Below are 1306 nucleotides of genomic sequence, written 5' to 3' on the forward strand. Positions count from 1 at the left end.
CTCCTCCGGGGTGCGCGCGGCGCCTCCGCGACGGCACGACGGGGACGTTAGGTGGGCCGGAGAGCGCGTTCAGCTTTCCTCGGAACGCGAGCGCCGCACGCCACGCCGGGGGCGACGAAGGACCACCGTCCGACACTCCGCTGGGCCGGACATCGGCATCCGTGCAGCCCTTCGGCCCAACCCGATCCTCAGCATCCCGGGCCGCCCCCCGGTCGTCGCACACGACGACCGCCGACCGGCACCGCCTTGCCAGACCTATCGTATTTCGATAGCTTCTCACCGTTGCTCGATCGAGGAGGCTTCGGTGGGAAATCGCGCGATACTGGCGCTCAGGGTGGTCATCGCGATCGCGCTGGTCGGGTCGCTGGCCGTCCAGTTCGGCCTGGCGCCGCTGATCTGGTGGGACATGGACGAGGGCAGGACGGACGTGCGGGTGGCGTTCGTGCTGATCCTGGTGCTGGGCGTGCTGATCATGCAGGTCACCGCGGTCTGCATCTGGCGGCTGCTGACGATGGTCCGGCGCGGCACGGTGTTCTCGCACGCCGCGTTCCGCTACGTCGACATCGTGATCGGCGCGATCGCCGCGGCCTCGGTCCTGGTGTTCGCGGTGGCGGTCCTGGCGGCGTACAGCAACCGCACCACACCCGGCGACGAGGTCGCCCCGGGGCTGGTCGGGCTGGTCTGCGGGGTGGCGCTGGTGGTGGCCGGGGTGGCGTTGATCGTGCTGGTGCTCCGCGTCCTGCTGGCCCAGGCGGTCGCACTGGACTCCGAGGCCAAGCACCTGCAGTCCGAGCTGGACGAGGTGATCTGATGCCGATCGTCGTCGACATCGACGTGATGCTGGCGCGGCGGAAGATGGCCGTCGGCACGCTGGCCGAACGGGTCGGCATCACCCCCGCCAACCTCGCGGTGCTGAAGAACGGCCGCGCCAAGGCGGTCCGCTTCACCACCCTCGAGGCGCTCTGCGAGGTGCTGGAGTGCCAGCCGGGCGACCTCCTGCGCTGGGAGCCGGCCGAGGCCGAGCAGAGCGCCCGACCCGCCGAGGGAGCGGCCAGAACCGGGTAGCCCGCCCCGACCGACCGAGGAGGCACGGGGATGCGAGCAAACCGAGCACACCGTCGAGAACCGAAGCGGCCGGGCGCAACGCCCTGGCGGGGGTGCTGTCGGGCCTGGGCGTCGTCGCGTTCGTCGACGAGACCGTGCGGACCCGCGAGCGCCGCGGGTGACCGGACACGAGCACGGTCTCGCCGGCCCCGTCCTCGTGGGGCTGCTCGCGGCGGGCTGCGTGGCCCTGTACCTGGGCGCG

Annotated in this window: 2 protein-coding genes; both read left to right on the forward strand. The window is 71.9% G+C overall.

The window, feature by feature from the left end:
• The first annotated feature begins 304 nt into the window (after positions 1–304).
• Complete coding sequence (locus tag H5J29_RS33015) at positions 305–811, forward strand: DUF2975 domain-containing protein (RefSeq protein ID WP_181784810.1); 507 nt, start codon at positions 305–307, stop codon at positions 809–811.
• On the forward strand, positions 811–1065 hold the full coding sequence (locus H5J29_RS33020) for a helix-turn-helix domain-containing protein (RefSeq protein WP_181784811.1): 255 nt from the start codon (positions 811–813) through the stop codon (positions 1063–1065). The genes H5J29_RS33015 and H5J29_RS33020 overlap by 1 nt, the downstream gene beginning before the upstream one ends.
• The last annotated feature ends 241 nt before the right edge of the window (positions 1066–1306 follow it).

It is taken from the genome of Pseudonocardia pini, from assembly GCF_013870575.1.
Classification (GTDB): Bacteria; Actinomycetota; Actinomycetes; order Mycobacteriales; family Pseudonocardiaceae; genus Pseudonocardia; species Pseudonocardia pini.